Raw genomic sequence first — 18,997 nt, 5'->3', positions numbered from 1 at the left:
TCGCATCGCCGGGGTTCAGGTTGCGGTCGGGGGTGGTGCGCGTGTTCGGATGAGACGATGCGCTCCCCCCACCGCACAGATCCGCATCAACCGCCGTACGACCGCTCCGACATGCCCCGCAACCCCTACGAGGAACTCGGCACCCTCGACGACGGCCCACTGGAAGTGACCTCGCTGGAGGAGTTCTTCGACGAGGACGCGACCGGACGGGACGAGCCGGAGGAGGAGCCGGAGTGGACCCCGCCCGTCCACCGGCGGGGCGGCCGGCGCCGGCGTGGCCGTTTCGCCGGGCTGCCGCTCGCGGTGAAGGCGGTGGTGGGCCTGGTCGTCCTCGCCTCCTTCGTGGCCCTCGCCGACCGGTGGGCCCTGCTGTACGCGGAGCACAGGGCCGCGGACGCCCTGGAGGAGCGGCTGGACCTGGCCGCGGCGCCCGAGGTGGAGATCGGCGGGTTCCCCTTCCTCACCCAACTCGCCGGGAAGCGGCTGGACTCGGTACGGCTGACCGTGCCGGACGTGGCGGCGGACCGGGTGTCGCTGGCGAAGGTGTCGGCCACCGCCCATGACATACGGCTGGAGGCCGACGGCCTCACCTCCGTACGCGGTGCCCGTGTGCCACGGCTCGACGGCGACGTCCTGCTGTCGTTCGCCGATCTCAACCGCGAACTCGGCGCGTCCCAGGTGACGTTCACCGGTGACGGCCGTGACCGGGTCCGGGCGCGGGGCACGCTGCCGGTCGCCGGGCGCGATCTGCGGCTGCGCGCCGAGGCCACGATCCAGCGGCAGGGCGAGCGGGGCATCGCCACGGAGATCGGCGGGATGCGCCTGGACATCGGGGACCTGGCCACGTACCGGCCCGGTACGCGCCCCTCGGACGGTCTGCATCTGACGCCGAAGGCGTCCGCCGACCTCGCCCGGGAGACCCGTAAGGCGAAGGCGCTGCTGTCGGTCCCGGCGATCGTGCAGCGGCTGGGGATGTCCGACGCGACCGCCCGCGAGGCCCTGAGCGACGACGGCAGGCTCGCCGAACTGACCGGCTCCCCGCGCTTCGCCCGCCAGGCCCAGGGCCTCAACCTCATCGATCTGGCCCTCGACAACCCCGACCTGCTGCGCCGTCTGGGCCTGGACCCCGACCTCCTCGACGCCCTGTCCCGGCTCACCCATCCCGTCCTCGCCGACCGGCTGTCCCTGTCCTTCGAACTCCCCGAGCCCGAGCGGGGGAGCATCCGGCTGCGGGACGTCCGCGTGGAGGAGGACGGCATCCGGGTACGGCTCACGGGCTCGGAACTGGCCGTGGGCGGCTCGTAGTTCCGCTGGTTCCGCGTCTCGGTTCCGCCGGCTCTGTGTTCTTGATGAAATTTGGTGTGCAGATGTGTTGACCTCTGTTCGAGATCTCTTCTAGTTTGCGGGAGCCACAGAGCCGCCGGCCCGCACTTCGGGGTTTCGCGGACGCAACTGCCCAGAAAGGGATCCGGTGCCACTCACGAACCATCGCGGGAAGGCCTGCCTCGCGGCGTCGCTGGCCGGCGTCACGGCATTCGGCGGACTCCTCGCCGCCCCCGCGTCCGCCGCACCCTCGGCCGCCGTCTCCCGCCATGCCTCGCCGCCGCCCGTCAGCGACTTCCGCGGCGTCAACTGGGCCGATCCGCGCGACAACTACGCCGACGACGCGGTCGTGCCCTCCGGCCTGTCCACCTCCGACAGCTACGCCACGGCCTACGCCAAGTCCCGGGCGATCATCGGCGGGTTCGCCAAGCTCGGCGCCAACACGGTCCGGCTGCCGGTGAACCCCACGTCCGTGAACGGCCCGTTCTGGAAGTCGTACCGGGCCGCGATCGACGCCGCCTCCGACAAGGGCTTCAAGGTCATCCTGGGCTACTGGGAGGCCGACAACGCCAAGGACGGCAAGATCGACGACCAAGCCTCCTGGGACCGTATGTGGGCACGGATCACGTCCGCCTACGGCCGGGACTCCCAGGTGTACTTCGAGCCGATGAACGAGCCGTTCGGCTACACCTCCCAGGAGTGGCGGGACGTGGCCGCGCGCTGGCTGACCACGCACCGCTCCGTCCCACGCGACCGGGTCCTCGTCGGCGGCATCAAGTACAGCGAGGACGTCAAGCCGGTCTGCGCCGACAGCCGTCTCGACGGCACCCGGATCGCCCTGCACAACTACGGCTTCTGGCACACCGACTGGACCAGCGTCGACCAGTGGAAGGCGGACTTCAAGGAGCGCATCGGCAACTGCGCCTCGCGGACGATCCTCGACGAGTTCGGCGCCTCCATGACCACCGGCCTGGACTACAACGGCCCGGTCAACGGCTCCAACGAGGTCGCCTACATCCAGGCCGCGACCGACATCATCCGGGAGCTGCGCCTCGGCTCGGTCTACTGGCCCGGCCTGCGCAACGGTGACACCTACTCCCTCACCACCCTCCAGGGCACGGGCACCCGCCTCAGCCTGAAGGTCAACAACCAGAGCGGGCTCGACCGTCTGCACTGGGCCTGGAAGACGAAGAAGTAGGGGCGGCGGAAGAAGCGGCGGCCGCGCCGCGACAGCCGCGGTGACTCCCTCCCGGGTCCGGTGCCTCGGGGCAGCCGGACCCGGGAGGGAGTCGCAGGTCACGGCAGCAGCCCCGCCCGTCGTGCCGCGTTGACCGCTTCGAAGCGGGTGGTGGTGCCGAGTTTGCGCATGACCGAGCGCAGATAGCCCTTCACGGTCTCCAGGCCGATGTCGAGCCGGTCGGAGATGTCGAGGTTGGTGCAGCCCGCGGCGACGGCGGTGAGGACGTCGAGTTCGCGGGGGGACAGTCGCGCCGCCTGCTCCGGCGGCGGCCCCTCGGGCACGTCGGCGCAGCAGCCCTGTTCCAGCAGGCGGCACACCTCGTGGAAGCGTTCCCTGAGGTGGCTGTCGCCGAGTGTCGCGGTGAGGTCCAGCAGTTCGGCGTGGGCTTCGTGGACGCGTTCCAGGGCGGAGCCGTCGCGGGGCGCGGTGCCGTCGCGTACGGCGGCCCGGGCCTCCGACAGCAGCCGGTGGACCTGTTCGTGGGAGGCGAGGAACTGCTCCAGGTCGCGTGTCGCCTGCGTCACCGCGGTCAGCACACGGTCGCCGAGGCGTACCGCGTCCCGTGACGCCACGAAGAGAACGGCCCGGACGGTGGTGCCCACGATCACCGGCGCCGCAGCCATCGCCCGCACGCCCTCGGCCTCGACGAAGGAGTCGTGCTCGTGGCTGATCTGCCGTGCCGACAGGTAGTCGCTGACCGCCGCCGGCCGGCCGGTCGTCAGCACCTTGCCGATCAGTCCGGTGCCCGCCGGCACGGACATCCCCCGGCGGTCGCGTGACCTCACCCCGCTCGTCTCGCTGATGCGCAGCTTTCGCGGGCCGACGACCCAGGCCGCCCCGGCGACGGGCATCCCGCTCTCCCTGCGCAGAGCCAGGACCGCGGCGCGGGCGGCCGCGGCCTCTTCGCTGTCTTCCGCCGGTAACACGGCCGGGTCGACTCCTCACCTGACCGACAGTGGGGACACTTCGCTGTGGTCGACTCCCCCGTCGTCAGAAGAACAGTTATTCAAGGGTTCAAGTACGTCAAGGGCGCACAGCGGAAACATAATTGACGATCTGTCAGTTCTGTCGTGAGGTGACACGTGCACACGTCGCGCGGGCCTCCGAGCCCCCTTCCGGCCCCGCGGTCCGGTCCACGGTGTTCTGACCCGGCGTTCAGTAGCCGTCGCCCCGCGTCTCCCCCTCAGACGGGGGTAGCTGGGCGGACCGGTTTACCCCATGGTGGTGCCAGCGACAGGCCGCTCCCGGCTCCGGCCGGGCCGGGCGCGAGCCCCGCCTCCCCCTCCCCCGTCCGACCCAAGGCCCGCTGGACGCGAGGCCGTCGCGTGTCCACCGGCAGCACCGAGCTTGCGCGCACAGAGAGGCGCCCCATGGACTTCTCGCACTCTCCACGTCTCGCCGAACTCAGGGAAAGCGCTGTAGAACTCGCTCGCGGCAGCGCGGTCCACGAGGACGAACGCGAGGCCGACAACGGTCTGGGCCCGCAGAGCAGAGCCGCCCTGCGGCGGACCGCGCCGGCCAGTGGTCCGCAGGCGACGAACGCGCCGGTCGCCTGGGGAGGCGCGGGGCCGAGCCGGGTCGAGCAGGTCACCGTGGAGGAGGAGCTCGGGACACTCACCGACGCTCTGTGGGCCGCCGTGTGGCGGCCGACCGCCGCCGCCCCGCTCGCCTCCACCCCGGAGCAGCGCGAGCGGTATCTCCTGCCGGAGATCCGGGGTGAGCGCTTCGGGGCCGGGGCCCTCACCGAACCGGACGCCGGCTCCGCCCCCCGGCGTATCGCCACCGTCGCGGAGCGCACACCCGACGGCTACCGGATCCGGATGGGCACCACCGAGGCCCAACGGCTCATGGTCGCCGACGAGATCGACAAGCGGGGCCTGTCGTGACGATCACCGCGGCGGGCGGCGAGGTCCGCGAGAGCATCCGGGCACGCCGGGGCTGGACCGACGAGGAGTGGGCCGAGGGCGAGCGGCGGCTCCGCGCCCGGAGGCTGCTCGACTCCGCCGGGAACCTCCCCCCATGGGGCCGCGCGGCCGGGGACGCCGTCGAGGCCCTCACCGACCGCTTCGCCTCGGCACCCTGGACCGCCCTCGGCACACCGCGCGCGCACCGGCTGTACGCACTCCTCCAGCCGCTCGGCGAACGGATCATCCACGGCCTGGGCCTCCCCCTGCCCGTGGCCGCGAAGCCCCCGGACGGCTGACCCCGCACCACGGAAGACGACGACCCCCACTCCCGCCTGGCGGAACACGTGACCCATGCGAACGACCTCGGCGAACCCCACGCCCCCACCCCCACCCCCGGTCCTTCCCCTCTCTCCCCCTTCTCCCCTTTCTCTGCTTTCTCTCCCCTTTCCTCCCCTCTCTCCGCCGACCCGGTCGACGGCTGGCAGGACGTAAGGGACCGGCTGGACCTGCGCCTCCTCGTCGACACCTACGCCTCCGCCCTGGACCGGCGGAGCACGAGGCTGTTCGCGTCGCTCTTCGACGAGGACGCCGAGCTGATCATGAACCTCCCGCCCGGCACCGGCCGTAGGCCCCTCGTGTTCGACGGGCGCGACGGCTGGGCGAGCGCGCTGTCCGTGCTGGAGCCGTGCGTCGTGACCACGCACTTCGTCGGCAACCACACGGTGACGCTGTCCGGGGACAGCGCCACGGGCGAGACGTACTGTCTGGCGCACGAGATCCGCCCCGCCGAGGCCGGGCACAGGATGCGGGTGCGGTCCATCCGCTACCGGGACTCCTACCGGCGTACGGCGGGCAGATGGCGTTTCGCCCGCCGGGTAGTGACCGTCGACTGGACCGAGGACCGCGTCCTCGTGTCCCCCAGCGCCGGATAAGGACGGAACATGGTTGCAGAGAGCATGTTCACCGAGGACGGCCGGCGCGGGTACGGCGGGTCGGCGCCGCAGGACTGCGCATGGGGCTGGTACCGGGGGCTCGGCACACTGCCGCCGCCGTACCCCGAGCGGCTCGGCGCACCCCGAACTCCGCGTTCGGGAGAGTCGAAAACCCCTGGTTCACGTACTAATTCACGTACTCAGCAGACGCACAACAAGCACCACTCCCGCACGGAGCCCGGGTATGTACGGGCAGGGGGCGTATCCCTGCCCCGGGCAGATCGAGGTAGCCGCATGACAGTGAAATCACCCCCCACTCCGGACGACGACCGCCAGGTCAAGCGTGGCATCACCGCGTTACGGGACTCCGCCGACGTGGACCTCGCCTTCGGCGGCGTCGTGGTGAGGGGCCGGCACGCCCAGCTCACCGAGTTCACGGGCAACTCCACCAACGCCCTGTTCGGACTGACCCTCGGATTCGGCATGGGCCTCGGCGGCAAGGTGGTGGCCCTGCACCGCCCCATCGCTGTCAACGACTACGCCAACTCCAGACAGATCAGCCACCATTACGACCTCATGGTCGCCGCCGAGGGCATCCACGCCGTCGTGGCCGCACCCGTGGTGGTGAACCGGGCGGTACGGGCGGTCATGTACGGCGCTGTGCGCCGGTCCGTGGCCCTGGGCGACCGGACGGTCGACGCGGTCATGCAGGCCGCCCGGGGCCTGGAACAGAACCTGGCGGTACGGGACGAGGTGGTACGCCGCCTCGACGCCCTGAACGAGCCCACGGAGGCCGCCGGCCGGCCCGCGGGCCTCACGTCCCACCGGTGGGAGACCATTCGCGAGGCGTACGCGGAGCTGCGGATCCTCGCCCAACAGCTCACGGACGACGCGTTGCGCGACCGGGTCATCGGGGTGTGCGACAAGCTGGCCGACGCCGGAGCGCCCGCCTCCCACCCCCTCAGCAGCCTCTCGTCCCGCGAACTCGACGTACTGTCCTGCGTCGCGCTGGGGCGGACCAACGCCGACGTGGCCGACGAACTCGGCCTCCGGGCCGAGACCGTGAAGAGCTACCTCCGCAGCGCCATGCGCAGGCTCGGCTGTCACACACGGATGGAGACCGTCGTGACGGCCCGCCGTCTGGGCCTGCTGCCCTGAGCACCGGCATAGGGCACACGGCTGGGAGTGCCCCATGGACCCGGCGCGACCACGCGTCCGCGTCCGCGTTCGCCCTCATGGTGGCCTCGGCCTTCTTCGTGACAACGGTCCGACGCGGGCCCTGATTTCGCCGATCCGAAACGACGGAAGCCGCCCGGCAGTCACCGGGCGGCTTCGAACGCGCTTCAGGGGTTCAGGGGTTACAGAGGTTCAGGGGTTACAGCGGTTCAGGGTTCAGGAGGCGAGGGCTTCCTTGCGGAGCCGTTCGAGGACGGCGAGCCGGTCCTCGTTCTCTATGCGCGCGGTGGCGGTGCGGTCGGGGTAGCACCGCATGAACATGTTGGTGAAGTGCGTGCCGTAGTGGATGAACTCGTCCGGCCCGCCGCCTTCCAGAGGCCGTGCGACGGCCTGGAAGGACGGCTCGTGGAAGTACGCGATGGTGTACCGCTCGCGGTCGGCCAGGCGCACCTTGTGCGGGGTCGAGAGGAGGGTGCCGCCGGTGATGAACTGCATGATGTCACCGGGGAAGACGGTGAACACCGAGGGGACCGGGGTGACGAAGGTCCAGGGCTCCTCGTTCTCGTACCGCCCGGCCATGGACTCGCCCGGCAGCCAGTTGCGGCCGCGTGTCTCGCCCTCCACCGGGGGACGGATGTAGAGGCCGCCCACATCGTCCTGGACCGCGATGACCAGCAGACCGTAGTCGGTGTGGGAGCCGATGCCCCGCTCGGAGGTGGCGTCCGCCCGGGGGAAGCGCAGCACCCGCATATGGTGCCAGCCGTCCTCGGTGAGCTTCGTGAAGTGGTCCATGTCGTCCAGGCCGAGGCCCAGGGCGACCAGCCGGAGCAGTCGCTCGCCGATGTCGCCGACGGAGCCCATGTAGTCCTTCATGGCGTCGGCGTACTGCTCGGACGGCCAGGGCGCGGGACCGTGGCAGGGCCACTTGTCGACGACGCGGGTGTCGTCCTCGGGGATGTCGGGACAGACGGTGAAGATCTCCGAGCCGTCCTTCTCGCCGGCGGTCTCCTCCTCACCGGACGCGACGTACCCGCTGTAGGTGAGGTCGGACACGCGCCCGGCCTTCTCCTTGAACGGGCGCTCGAAGAAGCCCCGTGAGGCGCCGAGGGCCCGCTCGGTGACGGCTTCCTGCTCCGGCGTGGCCTGGACCTGGAAGATGCCGTCCGCCTGCCAGGCCGCGATGAGCGCCCGGCCGAGTTCCTTGTCCGTGTCACTGCCGTCAACCGTCGAGGGCAGTACGAAGGTCTGCAGTTCTGTCATGCCCTTCACCCTGAACCGGACGTACCCGATCCACTACCCCCGTCTGAGGGGAACGCCGGGTCACGATCTCCCGAATCGGCTGCCTGAGCGGGGAGTTCGGGACGCGCGACAAGTGGCGGGCGAGACCGTGCGCGGGCCGGCCGGGCGCCCACTACGTTGGGCGCATGACGAGCCTCGATCATCCACAGCTGTCCGGGCTGGGGCGGAACCCGGCGGCGTCCGAAGACGTCCTCGTACGCCTGGCCGCACACCGGGCCGGCAGGCATGGGATGTCGAGGCGTCGCGGGCGGCTGCCGGACCCGGTCGCCGAGGCCCTGCTGACGCACGCGGACGACGACACGACGGTGTGGCTTCGTGGGCACCGGCTCTCCCCGGCGATGCGCCGCAGGGTCGCCGGGCATCCTGACCCGGCGGTCCGTGAGGCGTACGCGGACTTCGTTCGCGCCATGGTGGACGTCGGGGTGTCGATCGGCATCGACGGTCTGGAGGAGGCCTACGGCCGGCCCCGGACGGCCCTTGTCGAGGACCGGGACCCGAGACTGCGCGCCGTGGTGGCGCAGGCCTGGCAGGACCGCCCGGTGGCGGCGCAGCTACGGCTGCTCGCCGACCCCGACCCGGGGGTCCGGGCGGCCGCCGTCTTTCACAGGCGACCGGGTGTCCCGCCGGAATGGAGGGACCGCTGTCTCGCCGACCCGGCCACACGCGTCAACTTGGCGGGCCGTGTCCCGCTCACCTGGGACCAGTTCGCGCAGCTCATGCTCTCCGAGGAGGAGGATGTCCGCAGCGCGGTCGCCTCGAACCCGCACCTGACCGCCGATATGGTCGCCCGGCTCCTGGATGTGGCCGACCCGCCGGTGCGGGTCGCGGTGGCGCGGAGTCGCCACGTCGACGGAGAGACCCGCGACCGCCTGTACGCGCTCGTGGAGGCCGACCGCGCCGCCGGGAGCATCGCGGCGGAGGTGGCCCTGAACTGGAGCTCCGCAGAACCGGGTTGGCTGCGCGACGCGCCCCTCGACGAACGGCTGACCTACCTGGACTGCCCGCACACGGTCTTCCGCCGGGTACTGGCCTCCTGCCCCGACCTGCCCGAGGAGGCCTGGCGCCGCCTGGACGACGACCCGGATCCCGCGGTCCGGCGCACCGCCGCCCGCCGACCGGACACACCGCCGCACGTCCTCGAACGGCTGGTGCGCGCCCACGGCGACCCGGACGACACCCGACAGCCGCTCGTCGAGCACCCCAATTTCCCCCGTCACACCCTGCGCACCTTCATCGACGAGCCGGACCCGCACATCCGCTACGTCGCCCTGCGGGACCCCGGCCTGCCCGAGTCGGCCCTCCACCGGCTCGCCACCGCCCCGGAGCCCTTTCTGCGCGGCGGCGCCGCCCGCCACCCCGCCGTCACGGAACCCCTGCTAGAACGACTCCTCGCGGACCCCGACCCCAAGGTCACCGACGAGGCCGCCGCCAACCCCGCCCTGCACCCCACCCGGATGCACCGCGTCCTCACCGACGCCGGTCTGTGATCCCCGGGGTCAGGGTCCGTGAGGGGCAGGCGGGTGATCCGGTCCGCCGGGCCGGAGGTGACGTGCGCGTGTCCGCCGGGCAGCGGCCCGGGCCTTCACCGCTCGACGAGCCGGGCCAGGTTCTCCAGTGCCATGCGTGTGCCCGTCTCGTTGTCGGCGGCCGGCACGGCGTCGGGAATCCCTTCGTGCACGACGAGGACATCGGTGCCGCCGTCCGCCTCGGTGAGGATGGTGGTCATCGTCATCGTGCCGCGCAGCGCGGGGTCGTCGGTCTCGAACTCCAGGACCTCGACCACCACTTCGTCCGGTACGAGCTTCGCGAAGTGGCCGTGGTAAGTGTCTGTGTGGGACGCCGACTTGCCGGTGCCGGTCGGCGCGTCGTAGGTGAGCGAGACGCGGAACCTGCCTCCCTCACGGGCGTCGAACTCGTGCACCTGGCTGCTCATCCCGGACGGGACCCGCCATCGCGCGATCGCGTCCGCGTCCAGGAGCGCCCGGTACACGTCCGCGCGTGATGCCTTCACATGTCTGGAGACCCGCGTCGAGTACATGGAACCAACCTAGCCTCCGGACCCGCCGCCGTCCGGACAGCGCCCGCAGCCACCGCCGGAAGAGACGAAGGGGCAGGTCCGGGGGCATCGACCCGTGCGGCCCGTGCCTCGGCGTGCCCTCTACGATCGGCGCATGAGCGCGTGGAAGCAGAGCCTGGACGCCGCGGGTGTGCGGGACCCGGAGTCGCGGAGGGACTACGACCGGCAGCGGCACCTGGTGGCGGGCGCCCGGCGCACCTCGTACCTCGCGGCCCGACTGCTGTTGCCGCGACCGATGTTGCCCCACGTGGTGGCGGCGACGGCGGTGATGCACCACGGGGACGACCTCCTGGACACCGGCCCCAAGCCGCAACGGGTCGCGGCGTGGGCGGCGTGGGAACAGTCGGTGCGCAAGGCGCTGGACACGGGGGTGAGCGACGATCCGCTGATCCGCGCGCTGCTGCGCACCATGGGGGCGTATCCGCGGCTGCGGGTGGCGGTGGAGGAGTATCTGTCCACCGCGACCGCCGAGTTGGAGTTCACCGGTTTCGCCACCGAGGCCGACTACCAGGCCTACGTGGACGCCTATTCGCTGCCCGCGTTCATGCTGGTCGCCTCGCTGCTGGGCCCGGAGGGCGACGACACGCGGTTCCGTGCCGCCTGCCGGACACTCATCGACGGCAGCCAGCGCCTGGACTTCGTCAACGACCTGGCGGAGGACCTGCCGGAAGGACGCCTGGGCATCCCGACGGAGACACTGGAACGCTTCTCGGTCACGGCGGAGGACCTCGCCGAGGGCCGGGAGACAGCGGGCGTACGGGAGTTGGTGGAGGAGCAGGTCGAGGCGGCCCGCGTCTCCCTGCGCGCGGCGCGCGGGCTCCCCGCCCTCACGGAGGGCCCCGGCGGGGTGCTGGTGGACTCCGTCATCAGGATCGAACTGCTGACGGCGGACGCGGCGTTCACACGCGGCGCCCGGCTGCTGCGCGGCTCCGCGTCCCCGCCGCTGCCGGGCACCCTGCGGGTACTGCTGGGCGCCCGGCGCAGGGCTCGCGGAGAACAGCGCGGAGCCTAGCGGACGGCGTCGAGGGCGTCGGTCCGTACGGGCGCGGCCGTGCGCATGCGGACGTCCTCGGCGGTGACGCCGGGGGCGGTCTCGACGAGGGTGAGGCCCTCGGGGGTGATGTCGAGGACGCCGAGGTCGGTGATGATCCGGTGGACGCAGGCCTCGCCGGTGAGGGGCAGGGTGCACTCGCGCACGATCTTCGGGGTGCCGTCCTTGGCGGTGTGGTCCATGAGGACGATGACGCGGCGGGCGCCGTGGACGAGGTCCATGGCGCCGCCCATGCCCTTGACCATCTTGCCGGGGATCATCCAGTTGGCCAGGTCGCCCCTCTCCGACACCTGCATGGCGCCGAGGACGGCGGTGTCGATGTGGCCGCCGCGGATCATGCCGAAGGAGAGCGCGGAGTCGAAGAAGGAGGCGCCGGGCAGGACGGTGACGGTCTCCTTGCCCGCGTTGATCAGGTCGGGGTCGACCTCGTCGGCGGTCGGGTAGGGCCCTGTGCCGAGGATGCCGTTCTCCGAGTGCAGGACGACGTGCACGCCGGGCGGGAGGTGGCCGGGGATGAGCGTGGGCAGGCCGATGCCGAGGTTGACGTAGGAGCCGTCGGTGAGTTCGGCGGCGGCGCGGGCGGCCATCCGGTCGCGGGTCCAGGGCATCAGGAACGCACCGTCCCTCGTGTCGGAGACGCGGCAGTCACAAGGCGTTCGATCCGCTTGTCGGCGGCCTGGGCGGGCGTCAGCTCCACCACCCGCTGGACGAAGACACCCGGCAGATGCACCTGGTCCGGCGCCAACTCGCCCGGTTCCACCAGCTCTTCGACCTCGGCGACCGTGACACGGCCGGCCATGGCGGCGAGGGGGTTGAAGTTGGCGGCGGCCCGGCGGAAGACGAGGTTGCCGTGCCGGTCGCCGCGCCAGGCCCGTACGAGGGCGAAGTCGGTGGTGATGCCGTGCTCCAGGAGGTGCGGGCGGCCGTGGAAGTCGCGGGTCTCCTTGGGCGGGGAGGCGAGGGCGACCGAGCCGTCCGGCGCGTACCGCCAGGGCAGGCCCCCTCGGGCGACCTGGGTGCCGACACCGGCCGGGGTGTAGAAGGCGGGGATGCCCGCGCCGCCCGCGCGCAGCCGCTCGGCGAGCGTGCCCTGCGGGACGAGTTCGACCTCCAGCTCACCCGAGAGGTACTGGCGGGCGAACTCCTTGTTCTCCCCGACGTACGAGCCGGTCACCCGGGCGATCCGGCCCGCCGCCAGCAGCACGCCCAGACCACGGCCGTCGACACCGCAGTTGTTCGACACGACGGACAGGCCCGTGGCGCCCTGCTCGTACAGGGCCCGGATCAGGATCTCCGGTACGCCGCTGAGACCGAAGCCGCCGACCGCCAGCGACGCGCCGTCGGAGATGTCCGCGACCGCCTCGACGGCGCTCGCGCTGACCTTGTTCACGTGCGGGATCCTTTCCCGGCGCCCTTCATGGCGCCTGTGTGCGCAGCGTGTCCGAGATGGACTTGGTGCCGCCGTGGGCGGTCAGACCGCCGTCGACCGGGATCTCGGCGCCGGTGACGAAGGAGGCGTCGCCGGAGAGGAGGAAGACCACGACCGGGGCGACCTCCTCGACGCCGGCCGTCCGGCCGAGCGGGGTCTCGCGCACGGTCGCCTCACGGAATGCCGGGGGCGCCGAGGTGGTCATCTCCGTCTCGATGAAGCCCGGATGGATGATGTTGACACGGATGCCGCGCGGCCCGAGTTCCGTCGCGGCCGTCTTCGTCAGGCCGCGCAGCGCCCATTTGCTGGCCGTGTACGCGACCGGATAGTGGCCGGTGAGGGCTGCGGGCGAGCCGACGTTGACGATGGACGAGCCGGATGGCATCAGCGGCGCCAGGTGCTGGATGCCGAGGAGCGCGCCGGTGACGTTGACAGCGTGGACACGGGCGAAGTCCTCGGGGTCCACTTCGCCGAGGCGGGCCCGCCAGGTGATGCCGGCATTGTTGACCAGGCCGTGCACGTGCCCGTACGACTCCCGCAGTTCGGCGGCGAGTTCGGCCCACTCCGCGTCGCTCGTCACGTCGAGGCGGCGGCAGTCGCCCTCCGGCTTCACATCGGTGGCGATGACGCGGGCGCCCTCCCGGGTGAGCGCTTCGACCTCGGCGGCACCCTGGCCGCGAGCTGCGCCGGTGACGACCACGACCCTGCCGTGCAGCCGCCGGGGGTACGGGCCGGTCACGGCCGTTCCCGGGTGCGGCGGCGTGCGGTGGGCAGCGGCACCGGATCGGCGCCCGCGACCACGGTGTTGGAGAGGCTGCCGATGCCCTCGACGGTGAGGGTGACGGTGTCGCCGGGCCCCAGCGGCGGCGGGGTGCGCTCGCCCCGTACACCCCACAGCTCGGCAAGACAGCCGCCGTTGCCGCAGGTGCCCGACCCGAGGACGTCGCCGGGGCGCACCCGGGTGCCGCGGGAGGCGTAGGCGGCCATCTCCTCGAAGGTCCAGCTCATGTGGGACAGCAGGTCCTCGCCGACGACCTCGCCGTTCACGGCGGCGGTCAGCGCCAGCCGGAGGAAGCCGTCCGCGTCCCGGTAGGGCTCCAGTTCGTCGGCGGTGACCAGGTACGGCCCCAGCGTGGCGGCGGTGTCCTTGCCCTTGCAGGGGCCCAGGTTGACCTGCATCTCGCGGCCCTGGAGGTCGCGGGCCGACCAGTCGTTGAGGATGGTGTAGCCGACGATGTGGTCGCGGGCCCGCTCGGGGGTGAGGTCGCGGCCCTCGCGTCCGATGACGGCGGCGACCTCCAGTTCGAAGTCGAGGACCCGCGAGCCCGGGGGCACGGGGACGTCGTCGTGGGGGCCGATGACGGCGTACGGGTTGGTGAAGTAGAAGGTCGGCGCGTCGTACCAGGCGTCCGGCACCCCGCCCACCCCGTCCACGGACCGCCGTACGCCTTCGACGTGTTCCTCGAAGGTGACGAAGTCCCGGAGGGTGGGCGGCTCCAGCGGTGCCAGCAGCCGTACGTCGGACAGCTGGGGGCCGGCGGGTCCGTCGAGGGCGGCGGCTCCGGCCGCGAGGAGGGCGTCGAGGCCCGCGTGACGGCGGATCAGCTCGGTCAGCGAGTCCGTTCCGGACACCGGGAAGAGGGTGCCGTCCGGTGCGAGGACCGCGACCCGGCGTCGGTGCCGGTGTTCGTAGGAGGCGAAACGCATGGACCCAATGTGGCGCCCCACCCCGTAATCTGGGAAATCGATCCTCTGGATGACGATCATTCGTCCAGCGAATACCGAGGGTGCGACAGAAGTATGACGCCCCGCTGGTACCGAGGTACCAGCGGGGCGCCGAAGAGTCCCCCGGGGTCCCAGGGCGGCGGGTGGCCCGGCTCGTAGTTTCGAAGGCGGAGGTCGCGGGGGAATCGCGGCCCGGTCCGAGGCGAGGAAAGGCCCACTGCCATGATCGAAGCGCGTGAGCTGACGAAGCGGTACGGGGACAAGACGGTCGTCGACCACCTGAGTTTCACCGTCAAGGCCGGTGAGGTGACCGGCTTCCTGGGACCCAACGGCGCGGGCAAGTCCACGACCATGCGCATGATCATCGGGCTGGACTCCCCCACCGGGGGCTCGGTCACCGTCAACGGGCGGAACTACGCCCGGCACGCGGCGCCGCTGCACGAGATCGGCTCGCTGCTGGAGGCCAAGTCGGTCCACCCCGGGCGGACCGCGTTCAACCATCTGATGGCGCTCGCGCACACCCACGGCATCGCGCGCGGCCGGGTGGACGAGGTGATCGAACTGGCCGGACTGACCAGTGTGGCCGGCAAGCGGGTGGGCGCCTTCTCGCTCGGTATGGGACAGCGGCTCGGGATCGCCGCCGCCCTGCTCGGCGACCCGGCGGTCGTGATGCTCGACGAACCTGTCAACGGCCTCGACCCGGAGGGTGTGCTCTGGGTGCGCAACCTCCTGCGCCGGCTGGCCGACGAGGGCCGGGCCGTGATGCTCTCCTCGCACCTGATGAGCGAGACCGCGCTGATCGCCGACCATCTGGTGATCATCGGGCGGGGGCGGCTGCTCGCGGACACCACCGTCGACGACTTCGTCCGGGACGCGGGCGGCGGTGGCGTGAAGGTGGCCACCACCGAGCCGTTGAAGCTGCGCTCGCTGCTTGCCGGTCCGGACGTCTCGATCAGCTCCTCCGCCACCGAGGAACTGATCGTCGCCGGCCGTGACGCCCGGGAGATCGGGGCCATCGCCGCCGAGCACGGGGTGCCGCTGTACGAACTCACCCCGCAGGCCGTCTCCCTGGAGGAGGCCTTCATGCAACTCACCCAGGACGCCGTCGAATACCAGAGCGCTCCCGCCGAGCCCGCGCGAAAGGCCGCCTGATGACCGCCACCGATCTCTCCGTGGTCCCCGCCCGCACCACAGTGCACAAGGTGACCGGCCGCCGGGTGCTGCGCTCGGAGTGGGCCAAGTTCTGGTCGCTGCGCTCCAGTTGGATCACCCTCGGGGTGGCCCTGGTGCTGCTGGTCCTCTTCGGGGCCATCGCCAGCTACACCTACAGCCCCGATGTCGTCGCCGACGGGCCGCCCGGACAGGGGTCCGGCAGCAGCGACGCGGTCAGCCTGGCACTGACCGGCGTGACCTTCGCGTCCCTGGCGGTCGGCGTCCTCGGGGTGCTGCTGTCGGCGGGCGAGTACAGCACCGGCATGATCCGGTCCACGCTGGCGGCGGTGCCGCGACGGCTGCCGGTGCTGTGGTCCAAGAGCGCCGTGATCGGGGTGATCGCGCTGGTCCTCACCACGGTCGGCGCGCTGGCCGCGTTCCAGCTGGGCGTGCCCGGTCTGGACGGGGAGAAGATCTCGCTGTCGCTGGGCGACGACGGGGTGCTGCGCGGTCTGGCCGGCGCCGGGGTCTACCTCGGTCTGGTCGCCGTGTTCGGAGTGGCCCTCGGCGTACTGCTGCGCTCCTCCGCCGGAGCCATCGCCGCGCTGGTCGGCATCCTGCTCATCCTCCCCGGGCTCGCCACGCTGCTGCCGGACTCCTGGTACGACACGATCACCCCCTACTTCCCCAGCAACGCGGGGTCGGCGATCTACGCCCTCACCGAGTCCGCGGACTCCCTCTCCCCCGGACAGGGACTCGCGGTCTTCGCCGGCTGGGTCGCCCTGGCCCTCGCGGGAGCGGCGTACCGCCTGCGCCGCACGGACGCCTGACCCGCCGCACCACGGACGCCCCGAATCTCCGGGCCACGGACACCCGACCTGCTGAAACACGGACACCCGACCCGCCGGGCAACGGACCCCGTACCTCCCGGATCGCAGACGTCCGACCCGCGAGGCGTCGGCCGCCCGGCCTCCGACACACCGAGGACAATGAGGACCATGAGTCCGCACCGCGCGACACCCGCCGCGGAGACCGCCCCGGGGACGGCACTTCCGCCGTCCCCGGGGTTCGACGCCGCCTGGCACCCGGTCCTGGGCCGGATGCTGCACGGGCAGCACCGGCGCCAGCTGCTGGACCGGCGGCACCCCTGGCTGCTCGACACCGCGGTGGTGCTGGTCGTGGCCCTGGTGAGCCTGCCCGACCTCCTCACCCACGGCGGTGACGGCGGCCCCTTCGGGGAGACGGAGTACCGCACCGACCTGCCCGCCGCCGTCCCGTTCCTGTTCGCGGCCGCGCTGATCATCCCGCTGTGGTGGCGGCGCCGGGCCCCGGCCGTCACCTACTTCGTGATCGCGGCGGTCTCCCTCGTCCAGTGGTCGATGGACGTGTGGCAGCAGGCCGGGATCAGCATGCTCGTCGCCCTGTACAGCCTGGCCCTGCACGGCTCCCTGCGGGTGCTGGGCTGGGCCGTCGCGGTGACCGTCTGCGAACTGGCCCTCGCGGTCTGGCTCCTGGGGCAGGTCGAGCATCCGCTGCTCGGTCTGTTCTTCCTGCTGGGCACGGCCACGGCGTCCGTCACCCTCGGCCTCACCCTCCGTATCCGCCGGATGTATCTGGCGACCCTGGAGGACCGCGCCACCCGCCTGGAGGTCGAACGCGACCAGCGCGTCCGGCTGACCGCCGCCGCCGAACGCTCCCGGGTGGCCCGCGAGATGCACGACATCCTCGGCCACAACCTCTCCGTCATGGTCGGCCTCGCCGACGGCGCCGCCACCCTGGCCGCCCACAACAACGAGAGGTCCGCCGAGGCCCTGCGCCTCCTCGGCGACACCGGCCGGCAGGCCATGGGCGAACTCCGCCGCGTCCTGGGCGTCCTGCGCGAGGACCAGGACGACGAACGGCTCCTCGGCCCGCAGCCGGGCATCCGCGACCTCGACCCGCTGCTGGCGCGGGTCCGCGCGGCCGGTCTGCCCGTGACCTACCGGACCGTGGGCGATCTCGACACGCTGGGCAGCGGTGTCCAGCTCACCGTGTACCGCATCGTCCAGGAGGCCCTGACCAACACCCTCAAACACGCCGGTTCGGGCTCCGCCGCCGAGGTCGGGGTGACCGCCGAGGCCGGAACCGTACGCGTCCGGGTCGCCGACACCGGCGTACCGGCGGGGACACCCGGCCGCGCGGAGCCGGGATCCGGGCCCGGGGCCGACGACCCGGGGCACGGTCTGGTGGGCATCCGGCAGCGGGCCGCCATGTACGGCGGCACCGTCACCATCGGCCCCCGCGACACCGGACACGGCTGGATCGTGGACGTCGTGCTGGACGCACCCCCCGCGCCGCCCGCCCTGCCGGCATCAGGAGATCATCTGCCATGACCACCGTGCTGATCGCCGACGACCAGCCCCTGCAACGCCTCGGCTTCCGCATGCTCCTCCAGGGCACCCCCGGCCTCACCCCGGTGGGAGAGGCCGAGCACGGCGCCGAGGCCGTCCGGCTGGCCGCGCAACTGCGCCCCGACGTCGTCCTCATGGACATCCGTATGCCCGGTATGGACGGTCTGGAGGCGACCCGCCGGATCGTCGCCGCCGGCGGCCGGACCCGCGTCCTCATCGTGACCACCTTCGACCTCGACGAGTACGCGTACGAAGGGCTGCGGGCGGGCGCCAGCGGCTTCCTCCTCAAGGACGCGCGCCCCGAGGAACTCGTCGCCGGTATCCACGCGGTCGCCACCGGCGACGCCGTCGTGGCCCCCAGCCTCACCCGGCGGCTCCTCGACGCCTACGCCCACCAGGTACTCGCCCCGACCGGCACCCCGCCGCCGGCCGACCCCCGGCTGGGAACCCTCAGCGACCGCGAGCACGAGGTGCTGGTCGCCATCGGCCACGGCTGGACCAACGCGGAGATCGCCGAACGGCTCGTCCTCACCGAGTCCACCGTGAAGAAGCACGTCGGCCGTGTCCTCGCCAAGATCGGCGCCCGCGACCGCATCCAGGCCGTGATCATGGCGTACGACGCCGGGCTGGTCAGGGCGAAGCCGTAGCGGTGGCACGCCTTGCCCGCGTGTCCTCGGCGGCGGCTGTGCGAGGCTGACGGCCATGACCGATCATCAAGTCCCGGAGTTGCTGCAGTTGACCAGCCCCGAGGAGGTCACCCCGGGGCTCAGACAGGAGATCGCCGGCTGCTGGGAGGTCGTGGCGAACGCCGGGGGCGCGGTCCTGGCCACCGAGTTCCCTCCCCTGCCGGTGGGCGCGCACGATGTCGCTCCCGTGGTGGACGGGCTCGTCGAGAGCCTGCATCCGGGGCGCGGCAGACTGCTCGTCGCCACCGTCGGCGGCGCGCTCGCCGGCTGGCTGATCGTCCGCCGGGAGCCGCATCGGCTGGGCGCGCACTGCGGCACGGTCAACCACGTCCAGACGCATCCACGCTTTCGCGGCCGGGGGATCGGCGCCGCGCTGATGCACCGCGTCCACGCGGTGGCCCGGGACGAGATTGGCCTGGAGCGGCTCATGCTCTCCACCCGGGGCGGTGTGGGCCTGGAGGATTTCTACCGCAAGGTGGGCTGGGTCGAAGTCGGCCGCTGGCCCGGCGCGTTGCGGATCGCCCCCGGCGACGACCGGGACGCGATCCTGATGAGCCTCGCCCTGCGCGCCGCCTGACCCGCCGAACCGCTGCCCCACCGAACCGCTCGG

The 18,997-nt window shown here is 72.1% G+C and carries 20 protein-coding genes; 13 read left to right on the top strand and 7 right to left on the bottom strand.

Translation table 11 applies throughout. The features are described 5' to 3' along the window. The first annotated feature begins 57 nt into the window (after window positions 1–57). Both ABT147_RS13345 and ABT147_RS13340 read left to right on the top strand, forming a co-directional pair. Window positions 58–1,305 (top strand): LmeA family phospholipid-binding protein, encoded by a 1,248-nt coding sequence (locus tag ABT147_RS13345; RefSeq protein WP_351405159.1) that lies wholly within the window; start codon window positions 58–60, stop codon window positions 1,303–1,305. A 166-nt stretch (window positions 1,306–1,471) separates the two neighbouring features. Next, on the top strand, window positions 1,472–2,521 hold the full coding sequence (locus ABT147_RS13340; protein ID WP_351405157.1) for a glycoside hydrolase family 5 protein: 1,050 nt from the start codon (window positions 1,472–1,474) through the stop codon (window positions 2,519–2,521). Window positions 2,522–2,619: 98 nt separating this feature from the next. Here the strand turns inward: ABT147_RS13340 and ABT147_RS13335 are convergent, their stop codons facing one another. After that, on the bottom strand, window positions 2,620–3,489 hold the full coding sequence (locus ABT147_RS13335; protein WP_351405154.1) for a helix-turn-helix transcriptional regulator: 870 nt from the start codon (window positions 3,487–3,489) through the stop codon (window positions 2,620–2,622). Between the two features lie 444 nt (window positions 3,490–3,933). Between ABT147_RS13335 and ABT147_RS13330 the strand changes: the two genes are divergently transcribed. The 4 genes from ABT147_RS13330 to ABT147_RS13315 all read left to right on the top strand — a co-directional run bounded on the left by ABT147_RS13330 (window position 3,934) and on the right by ABT147_RS13315 (window position 6,560). Next, window positions 3,934–4,449: an acyl-CoA dehydrogenase family protein gene (locus ABT147_RS13330; RefSeq protein WP_351405153.1), complete on the top strand. Its 516-nt coding sequence runs from the start codon at window positions 3,934–3,936 to the stop codon at window positions 4,447–4,449. Further along, a complete protein-coding gene (locus ABT147_RS13325; protein ID WP_351405152.1) occupies window positions 4,446–4,766 on the top strand; it encodes a helix-turn-helix domain-containing protein in 321 nt (106 codons plus the stop codon). Before ABT147_RS13330 ends, ABT147_RS13325 begins: the two co-directional genes overlap by 4 nt. A 48-nt stretch (window positions 4,767–4,814) precedes the next feature. Next, the gene (locus ABT147_RS13320) at window positions 4,815–5,402 is read left to right on the top strand and encodes a nuclear transport factor 2 family protein (protein ID WP_351405151.1); all 588 of its coding nucleotides are present in this window, start codon (window positions 4,815–4,817) and stop codon (window positions 5,400–5,402) included. A gap of 294 nt (window positions 5,403–5,696) precedes the next feature. Next, entirely contained in the window at window positions 5,697–6,560 is an 864-nt protein-coding gene (locus ABT147_RS13315) for a helix-turn-helix transcriptional regulator (RefSeq protein WP_351405150.1), read from the top strand. A gap of 234 nt (window positions 6,561–6,794) precedes the next feature. On the opposite strand, the gene ABT147_RS13310 is transcribed toward ABT147_RS13315, so the two are convergent. After that, a complete protein-coding gene (locus tag ABT147_RS13310; protein WP_351405148.1) occupies window positions 6,795–7,838 on the bottom strand; it encodes a 2-oxoglutarate and iron-dependent oxygenase domain-containing protein in 1,044 nt (347 codons plus the stop codon). 164 nt (window positions 7,839–8,002) lie between these two features. Between ABT147_RS13310 and ABT147_RS13305 the strand changes: the two genes are divergently transcribed. Then, a complete protein-coding gene (locus ABT147_RS13305; RefSeq protein WP_351405147.1) occupies window positions 8,003–9,364 on the top strand; it encodes a hypothetical protein in 1,362 nt (453 codons plus the stop codon). A gap of 95 nt (window positions 9,365–9,459) precedes the next feature. Here the strand turns inward: ABT147_RS13305 and ABT147_RS13300 are convergent, their stop codons facing one another. Then, on the bottom strand, window positions 9,460–9,915 hold the full coding sequence (locus tag ABT147_RS13300; RefSeq protein ID WP_351405146.1) for an SRPBCC domain-containing protein: 456 nt from the start codon (window positions 9,913–9,915) through the stop codon (window positions 9,460–9,462). Window positions 9,916–10,048: 133 nt separating this feature from the next. On the opposite strand from ABT147_RS13300, the gene ABT147_RS13295 reads away from it, so the two are divergent. Continuing rightward, the gene (locus tag ABT147_RS13295) at window positions 10,049–10,966 is read left to right on the top strand and encodes a squalene/phytoene synthase family protein (RefSeq protein ID WP_351405145.1); all 918 of its coding nucleotides are present in this window, start codon (window positions 10,049–10,051) and stop codon (window positions 10,964–10,966) included. Here ABT147_RS13295 and ABT147_RS13290 read toward each other — a convergent pair. The 4 genes from ABT147_RS13290 to ABT147_RS13275 are packed head-to-tail and all read right to left on the bottom strand — an operon-like array spanning window position 10,963 to window position 14,141. After that, complete coding sequence (locus tag ABT147_RS13290) at window positions 10,963–11,613, bottom strand: 3-oxoacid CoA-transferase subunit B (protein WP_351405143.1); 651 nt, start codon at window positions 11,611–11,613, stop codon at window positions 10,963–10,965. The genes ABT147_RS13295 and ABT147_RS13290 overlap by 4 nt on opposite strands. After that, window positions 11,613–12,395, bottom strand: coding sequence for a CoA transferase subunit A (locus tag ABT147_RS13285; RefSeq protein ID WP_351405140.1), 783 nt, complete (start codon window positions 12,393–12,395; stop codon window positions 11,613–11,615). The genes ABT147_RS13290 and ABT147_RS13285 overlap by 1 nt, the downstream gene beginning before the upstream one ends. Before the next feature lie 25 nt (window positions 12,396–12,420). Further along, the gene (locus ABT147_RS13280; protein WP_351405138.1) at window positions 12,421–13,173 is read right to left on the bottom strand and encodes an SDR family NAD(P)-dependent oxidoreductase; all 753 of its coding nucleotides are present in this window, start codon (window positions 13,171–13,173) and stop codon (window positions 12,421–12,423) included. Beyond that, window positions 13,170–14,141 carry a fumarylacetoacetate hydrolase family protein gene (locus ABT147_RS13275; RefSeq protein WP_351405135.1) on the bottom strand — a complete coding sequence of 324 codons (972 nt, stop codon included), beginning with the start codon at window positions 14,139–14,141 and terminating at the stop codon, window positions 13,170–13,172. Before ABT147_RS13275 ends, ABT147_RS13280 begins: the two co-directional genes overlap by 4 nt. A gap of 240 nt (window positions 14,142–14,381) precedes the next feature. Between ABT147_RS13275 and ABT147_RS13270 the strand changes: the two genes are divergently transcribed. The 5 genes from ABT147_RS13270 (at window position 14,382) to ABT147_RS13250 (ending at window position 18,964) form a co-directional block, all read left to right on the top strand. Beyond that, window positions 14,382–15,311: an ABC transporter ATP-binding protein gene (locus ABT147_RS13270; RefSeq protein ID WP_351405133.1), complete on the top strand. Its 930-nt coding sequence runs from the start codon at window positions 14,382–14,384 to the stop codon at window positions 15,309–15,311. Beyond that, on the top strand, window positions 15,311–16,141 hold the full coding sequence (locus ABT147_RS13265; RefSeq protein ID WP_351405131.1) for an ABC-2 transporter permease family protein: 831 nt from the start codon (window positions 15,311–15,313) through the stop codon (window positions 16,139–16,141). The genes ABT147_RS13270 and ABT147_RS13265 overlap by 1 nt, the downstream gene beginning before the upstream one ends. Window positions 16,142–16,309: 168 nt before the next feature. Then, a complete protein-coding gene (locus ABT147_RS13260) occupies window positions 16,310–17,683 on the top strand; it encodes a sensor histidine kinase (protein WP_351405128.1) in 1,374 nt (457 codons plus the stop codon). Then, entirely contained in the window at window positions 17,680–18,348 is a 669-nt protein-coding gene (locus ABT147_RS13255) for a response regulator (protein ID WP_351405126.1), read from the top strand. Before ABT147_RS13260 ends, ABT147_RS13255 begins: the two co-directional genes overlap by 4 nt. A 55-nt stretch (window positions 18,349–18,403) precedes the next feature. Then, a complete protein-coding gene (locus ABT147_RS13250; protein WP_351405124.1) occupies window positions 18,404–18,964 on the top strand; it encodes a GNAT family N-acetyltransferase in 561 nt (186 codons plus the stop codon). The last annotated feature ends 33 nt before the right edge of the window (window positions 18,965–18,997 follow it).

Origin of the sequence: Streptomyces sp. NPDC001868, from assembly GCF_040297125.1 — a bacterium.
In the GTDB taxonomy this organism is placed as follows: Bacteria; Actinomycetota; Actinomycetes; order Streptomycetales; family Streptomycetaceae; genus Streptomyces.
The sequence above is the reverse complement of the archived record's forward strand: the minus strand, read 5'-3'. Positions and strand labels throughout refer to the sequence as shown.